Source organism: Streptomyces sp. NPDC005281, from assembly GCF_040607495.1.
Classification (GTDB): domain Bacteria; phylum Actinomycetota; class Actinomycetes; order Streptomycetales; family Streptomycetaceae; genus Streptomyces.
In genome coordinates this window covers 1-6,611 of record NZ_JBEXGX010000078.1, presented here as the reverse complement: position 1 = coordinate 6,611, position 6,611 = coordinate 1, and the positions used below count along the sequence as shown (strand labels likewise).

Sequence of the window (6,611 nt, the reverse complement as noted above, 5' to 3'; positions counted from 1 at the left end):
TCGACGGACGCGGGGGTACCTGCATGGGGCAAACACCTCAAATCTGACGGCCATGAAAGTTACTTACCGACATAGACCATCTCCAAATGCCCACTGAGAGGGCGGTTCGTGCGGTGATGTCTGTTTCCGGCTGAGGTTGGAGCAAGGTGGGACTGTAAATCGTTCGTTCGGTGCAATTCCCCCAGTGACCGACACGGTCATGGGCTCAGCAGGGGCGTCCCGTGGGTCCCGGACCGGGCTTGCGCGGGGTGACCGCGACGCCGGTCGGGCCGTCGCCGACGGGCACGGTGCCCGTGACCCGAGCGGCCGCCGTGTCGATGACCGACACCCGGTCCGCGTCGAATTCACTGACGTAGACGTGGGAGCCGTCGGGGCTGACGGCAAGTCCATTGGGGCCTGCGCCCACCTCGATGGTGTCCGTGACGCCATGGGTACGGGTGCTGATCACCGACACGCTGTTCGAGCCGATATTGGCCACGTAGACGTGGCATCCGTCAGGGGCGGCACCGATGCCGGCGGGTTGCACTCCGACCGGGATGCGGGCCGTGACCGTGCTACCGCGGGTCTCGATCACCGACAGGTCGTCCGAGTTCAGGTCGGAGACGTAGAGCTGGCGGCCGTTCGGGGTGAGGGCCAGTGCCGTGGGCCCGTTGCCCACGGGGACGGTGCCTACGACCGTGTTCGTGTCGGTCCGGACCACCGAGACGTCGTCCGAGGCCGCGTTGGCGACGTAGAGGCGGGAGCCGTCCGGCAGTACGGCAAGGCCCAGGGGCGAGTCCCCCACCTTGACGGTGTGCGTGACCTCGCGCGTCCGGGTGCTGATCACCGAGACGTCGTCCGACCTCACGTTGGCCACGTATGCGTGCCGTCCGTCCGGTGAGATCGTGACCCTGCTGGGCTCCTCCCCCACGGCGATGGTGTCGACGACCCTCCTGGTACGGGCCTCGATCACCGACACGGTGTCGGCCGCGGAGTTCGTGACGTAGACGCGCGAGCCGTCGGGAGTCACAGCCACGCTGTCGGGCCCGTCGCCCACTCGAACGCTGTCCACCACCGCGTCGGTACGGATGTCGATCACCGAAACCGTGCCGGAGCGGAGGTTCGCGACGTACACGAAGGCCCCCAGCCGTGCGGAGGGCTTCGATGCCGGCGCCGCGAGGGCCCCCGGTGCACTCGCCATCGCCGCGAGTGCCACCGTCGCCACCAGCGCCGCGGCCGCTCGGCACCCGGTCCCCTGAGTCCGTGTCATGGACCACAAGCTACGACTCGGGGTACCGGTCGGACGCGAGGCTCGCCCCAGATCGCTGGTGGAGGCTCCGTCGGCTATTGCTTATGGGTGAAGGTGCCGGTGTCGGCTTCGGTGAGGATGCCGAGTTCGACCAGGCGCTTCAGCTTGGCTCGGGTGCCTTCGATGTTCTTCGGCAGCGGTTCGTGGTCGAGGGCTTCGCAGACGTCCTTGGCCCGTAGCGGCCCGGTTGCGTGGTTGAAGACGACGAGGATGCGGAGGTCCGGGTGCTCGGGCAGGTCCGGCGGGACGGCCGGGAGCCGGTCGGCGAGGTCGGTAACGGTCTTGCGGGTGATCGCGAGGTGCTCCAGGTGGGTCTCGGCCTCCCGTAACCGGGTCTGCGGGTCGTCGATCTCTGCCCGGAGGTCGTCGGCCAGGGCCCGGGCGGCGTCTTCCTGGAGGTCCAGGGCATCGAGCGGGGGCTGGATGTTCACGCGGTCACCGCCCGTTCTTCGCCCCAGGTGGCGGTGTTCGCGCCGGTAAGGCGGCGGATCATGACGTGGGTCATCGCCCAGTGGACACGGGAGGCGGACGAGGAGGGGCGGTGCTCGTAGTCGCGGACCAGACGCCGGTGCAGTATCAAGATCCCGTAGGTCTGCTCGACCCTCCACCGCTGCGGCTGCGGCACGAACCCTTTGTCCTGCGGATTGCGTTCGACGATCTCGACGTCAATCCCCTGGCCGACGCCGTGCATGACGACCTGGTTCTTGAAGCCCTGGTCGACCAGGGCTTTGCGGACGGTGCCGCCGGCGTGCTCGGCGACCTGGTCCAGCAGGATGATGCCCGCGGTGTTAGCTCCCAGATCCCGTCGGCCGACCACAGCCGGTGGCGTTCGTGGACCGTCTTCCACGGCCCGAACCGTTCGGGCAGGTCACGCCAGTGCGCACCGGTCCGCACCCGGTGCAGGATTCCGTCGATCACCTGCCGGTGGTCCCGCCACCGGCCACAACGCCTGTTGCTGACCTGCAGGAACGGTTGCAGCCGTTCCCACTCGGCATCTGTCAGATCACCCCGCCCCATGCCCGAATCAACGGCCAAGACTGGTGGTAGTCACATGATCACCCGCAAAGTCCCAGGAACCTTTCGACAGCAGTCGCTCGAATGAGCTCCCTGGCACTGGGGGATGCCAAGATTGGCGAATGGTACACATCGGCGAGTTCTTCCTTGCACGAGACGATGAGTCTGCTCTGCGGGTGGGCCCCCGCAGAAGTCACGACTTCCCGGCCGTGCCGTGCGACGGCATCTACCCGGATGACGCGGTTCTGAAGTGGGAAGCTCAGTTGACCGGTACCGAGAGCACAATTCGAGACGTGGTGCCCATGGCCAACGACGGGTTCACCGTCTTTGCCGTCCCGGAGCCACTGTGTACGGCTTTGGCCGCTGCGGAAAGTGACCGGCTCCGAGCCACAGCTCTTGCGTGGACCGGGGCCGCTACCGAACTGGACGATGAGATCTTGCTGGAAAACGCTGTGGACCTCCTTCAACGTCTGTCAACCCTGGCCAGCAACCGTACGGAGAAGCAGTTTGACCTGTACTGCTGGTACTTCGCGCCCTGATCTCTCCGCATTGACGCAGCACGACGGTGATCGGCCGGACAGGCTCTACTGGGATTCTTCGCGTGATGTCTCGGGTCCCGGCTGCCGAACAACAACAATGCTCGATCCATGAACGGCTACGCCCAAAGATCACCAGTGGACACTCTCGGCTCAAGCGTCCAGCGCCTTACGGATCTGTCGTTGCGTCACCTTGTGCCGTACGCGACCAGAAAGCCGCTCCAGTTCGGAGCGACCCGCTTGTTGAGGGACGCGGGCCAGGGCGCGTACGGCAGTGCCAGTCAGCGGGGTTCGCAAGGGCGCCCGTTCGACCAGGTCTCCTAGGGTGCGGATGGATGCGGGGTGCGGCGGCAGCAAGGAGAGCAGCCAGGTGAACCCGGCGAGTGCAGGCAAGTTGTACGGGTCGTAAGCGCCGTCCCAGCAGCCCCCGCCGTCGGCGGCGAGGTCCAGCCAGGGCGTCACTGTCCGGCGGATCTCCTCGGTGCCGATCGGGGCGGTGAGGGCCAGCGCCCTGCGGTCCCAGGCGCGCGTGGGACGCGCCACCGGCGCGAGCAGAGCGTGGCCGATGGCGCCGGGCCAGGGCTCGCCAAGCGAGGGCAAGTCGGTGAGCAACGCATCGGCCCACGGCTCGCCGGGGTTGAGTACGGGGCCGCGAAGGCGGTCGAGCACCGGTGTCACGCATTCCGTGGGCCAGGCGTGCTCCAGCGCGGAGCGGCGAAGCAGGGCGACAACCGCTTCGGGTATGTGCCTGCCGGCGTCCAGTAGAGCCTGGCTGCACGTCCACAGTTCGTCGCTGATTCCACAGGACCAGAACTGATCTGCCATCTCCATCAGGAGGGCTTCCCATGCCGCGCACCAGTCGGCGTCGACGATGTCACGCGAGACTGCGGCCAGCAGCACCAGCCCGCGGTTACCAACCTCACTGTCTGCCGGTGTCGTTACTGCGTGCTCAGCGAAAGACTGGGCCAGTGCAATTCGGTCTGCCTCTGGCAGACCGCGCAGCACCGTCGTCACTCCGAAGCCCTCGTGCCATGGGTCCTTCGCAAGGAGCAAGGCACGCGACAGCTCGGCGAGGTCGCCCCTGCTTGCCAGCGCCCAAATGTGGTCAACTCGCGCAGCTGACTCCCACGGTGACGTCATCAGATCCATGGCGGGAGCGTACGGGCAGCCGCCGACAACGCGCGGGAACGCGGCTCGAAGGACTTCCCTTGCCCCGCTCCTACCGATGATCTTTGGGCAGAGTGGTTCGTGGATCGAGCATTGTTGCTGTTCCGGCAGCTGAGACCGGCGACATCAAGCGAAGAATCTCAGTAATCGGTGGGGCGTTTAGCGTCGTCTGAAAACCCCTTGCCCCCGGTACGCCTCCTTGGTGGGATACAGGAGCTTCGACGGCGGGGGGATAGCTTGGCGGTGTTCGGGTGTGCGGGCTGCGGTGCGGTCCTGACAGCGGCGGTGTCGGAGGTGGCGTTGCCGATCCATCTGGCCGACACCCACTGGGAGACGCTGCATCCACCACTGCTCGAGGCCGGGTCCTACGCCGTCGACCCCGCGCCGTACGGGCCGCCGTGGCGGCAGTCGGAGGAGGTCGGGGCGCGCGAGGCGGCGGAGCGGGGGCGCTTCGCGCCGTTCGGTGCACTGTCCAACGGACCGTCGGACACTGTCCTCCTCGCGCCCGGCGACATGCGCGACACCAGGCTGATCCTCGAACGGGCCGAGGGCTACTGCATGGGGATCGACGGGAGGGCCGGGCCGAACCTTGCCTGCCTGGGCTGCGATCTGCCGGTCGGAACCAGAATGGACGATTGCGGTTGCTGGCAGGTTGTCCGGCTCGTCCCACAAGCGGTGGTGCGGCTGCCCGGCCCGCCGGAGCGGCCGGTCATGGACTGGGCGGAGTTGCTGGCCACCGGTGCGCTGTGGCACCGCCTGAGCGACTACCGGGACATCCCGGCGGGCGTGGCTCTCGCCCGGGTGGTGGTGGCCGCAGGGGGCGCGCCGGTTGAGGTGGCACCCGGGCCGGTCGCTGAACTCCTTGGCCGGGCACTCGGCGCAATGCTGTCCGCCGGGCAAGGTGCGAAGCGGCTGGACCTTGCGGGACCGGGGCTTGGCGAGCCGGCCACTGACCTCGTGCTGGTGCCGGTCCATCCGCAGACCGGAGACATGTGGCAGCCGCGTGCCGGTGCGGCGCCGGTACCTATGGATGCCGCGCTCTGGGCGGAGCTCGCCTTCCCGCCACACCGGACCCGGCTGCCAGCGGTCGGCGGGCTGCCGGCAGGCGTGGAGCGGGACGACCCGCTGCCACCGCACCCGTGGTACCCGTTCCAACCGTCCAGCGCGGCGTTCCGGTACACGCTCGCGCGGATGCCCGCCGTCAGGGAACCGTGGCTGCGGGCGATCTACGACCGAGGATGCTGACCCGGCCGAGGTAGTGCGGACCCAAACCTTGGGTCTGACGCAAACGGCGTAGTCATGGACCGGGTCGCAACCGTGACCAGGACACTCCTGATCACACATGGCTGACCGACATCACACAATCAAGTTCAGTAGCAACAGCGCGACGGTAGTCCCGGCTGGCTTGCCTCTTCGGTTCAGGAACAGGTACTCAACAGGTCAGTCTGCGGCAGGACGCACTTGGCCTCGGTCGGAGCAGCCGTACAGGCGCCCGCCCCAACCGACGGCCGGCAGAGGGGGTTAGGAGTAGTCGCCCTGAGGGGCCCGGCGCAGGATGTCGCGTTCCCGGCCGGTCTGGGTACCTAGTGAGTCCTCGTGGTTGATGACGATGATGTCGTTGGCCGATTGGGCTCGTACCTGGGCTCCGTAAGCGTCGGTCGCCTTCACCAGAAGAGCGTCCTCGTGGACGGCGGGCCAGCTTTGGATCAAGTACGACTCCACGACGTCATCCGTCGCCTGGTCAAGAGCCGTGTCCCTGCCGCGCGCGTGGACGCGCAGCCGGTACCGGCCCGGGCCCTGGGACGCTAGTGAGGGCAGATCGGTGGAGTCGTCCATCGGTGTCAGCAGCACTTCCCCAGAGGCGGAATGGCAAGACATCTCGGCGATCTCTTCCCAGCCCGCGGCGGGGTGGGGCCGCCGGGAGTGCGGTTCGACCGTGACACGTACGTTGCCGGTGTGGATCCCGGTGGCCACCTCGATGACACCGCCGACAGCGGATACAAGCCCGTTCCGGGTTGCGTCGAGGTCACCGGCCAGGGGCCCTTGCGGGTCCGTAATCTGGAAGAAGTGGTACTCAGCGTGCACCAGGGCCGTTGCTGTGACTGGCTCATCGTTCACGGGGTTTGTCTTCCGGTCTCGTCCGCCTGAGGTCCACCTGATCCGTACCAGGAACCGATCCTACCGACGGCGACAACACCAGATGACACTGAGTGCCAGATGATGGCGATGCTGAGTGCCGTCCGTGCAGAACCAGTTGACCGCAACGACGCCAGCTCCCCCTTGACCCATGCGTCCGAGAGAGTCACGCGAGCGGCCCACCCGAGCCATCAACTCACCTCCACCCCATGCGACCTCAGGGCGTTACGCGCAGCGGATCCTGTCGCTTGCCCAGAACGCTCCACAACATCAAATGGCACTGAGTTCCTTTACAGAGGGAACTGAGTGCCATACATTTTGGCCATTGGCTACCGCGTTTTGCGACCGCCCCGTCCCGGAGGAGCCGGCGTGAGTTTGAGGATCGTTGTCACTGTGAAGTACGTGCCCGACGCCACTGGCGACCGGCACTTCGCCGATGACCTGACCGTCGACCGTGACGACGTGGACGG

General features: G+C 67.0%; 7 protein-coding genes and 2 pseudogenes. 3 read left to right on the top strand and 6 right to left on the bottom strand.

Annotated elements, in window-relative coordinates; genetic code table 11:
- Positions 1-205: 205 nt before the first annotated feature.
- From ABZV42_RS41795 to ABZV42_RS41780, 4 genes and pseudogenes are all read right to left on the bottom strand, one after another.
- Positions 206-1,249, bottom strand: a complete 1,044-nt coding sequence (locus tag ABZV42_RS41795; protein ID WP_355991957.1) for a beta-propeller fold lactonase family protein — start codon at positions 1,247-1,249, stop codon at positions 206-208.
- 74 nt (positions 1,250-1,323) lie between these two features.
- A complete protein-coding gene (locus ABZV42_RS41790) occupies positions 1,324-1,719 on the bottom strand; it encodes a hypothetical protein (protein ID WP_356057490.1) in 396 nt (131 codons plus the stop codon).
- Positions 1,716-2,135: a hypothetical protein gene (locus tag ABZV42_RS41785; RefSeq protein WP_356057492.1), complete on the bottom strand. Its 420-nt coding sequence runs from the start codon at positions 2,133-2,135 to the stop codon at positions 1,716-1,718. The genes ABZV42_RS41790 and ABZV42_RS41785 overlap by 4 nt, the downstream gene beginning before the upstream one ends.
- A pseudogene (locus tag ABZV42_RS41780) lies at positions 2,084-2,305 on the bottom strand (transposase); the annotation flags it as partial. The gene ABZV42_RS41785 and the pseudogene ABZV42_RS41780, both read right to left, overlap by 52 nt.
- Positions 2,306-2,424: 119 nt before the next feature.
- Here ABZV42_RS41780 and ABZV42_RS41775 point away from each other — a divergent pair.
- Positions 2,425-2,841 carry a hypothetical protein gene (locus ABZV42_RS41775; protein ID WP_355991954.1) on the top strand — a complete coding sequence of 139 codons (417 nt, stop codon included), beginning with the start codon at positions 2,425-2,427 and terminating at the stop codon, positions 2,839-2,841.
- A gap of 150 nt (positions 2,842-2,991) precedes the next feature.
- Here the strand turns inward: ABZV42_RS41775 and ABZV42_RS41770 are convergent, their stop codons facing one another.
- On the bottom strand, positions 2,992-3,987 hold the full coding sequence (locus ABZV42_RS41770) for a hypothetical protein (protein ID WP_356057488.1): 996 nt from the start codon (positions 3,985-3,987) through the stop codon (positions 2,992-2,994).
- A gap of 312 nt (positions 3,988-4,299) precedes the next feature.
- Here ABZV42_RS41770 and ABZV42_RS41765 point away from each other — a divergent pair, with 312 nt between their 5' ends.
- Positions 4,300-5,250, top strand: a complete 951-nt coding sequence (locus ABZV42_RS41765) for a hypothetical protein (RefSeq protein ID WP_356057486.1) — start codon at positions 4,300-4,302, stop codon at positions 5,248-5,250.
- Positions 5,251-5,526: 276 nt separating this feature from the next.
- Here the strand turns inward: ABZV42_RS41765 and ABZV42_RS41760 are convergent, their stop codons facing one another.
- Complete coding sequence (locus ABZV42_RS41760; protein WP_356057484.1) at positions 5,527-6,123, bottom strand: hypothetical protein; 597 nt, start codon at positions 6,121-6,123, stop codon at positions 5,527-5,529.
- 387 nt (positions 6,124-6,510) lie between these two features.
- On the opposite strand from ABZV42_RS41760, the pseudogene ABZV42_RS41755 reads away from it, so the two are divergent.
- Positions 6,511-6,611: pseudogene (locus ABZV42_RS41755) on the top strand (electron transfer flavoprotein subunit beta); the annotation flags it as partial.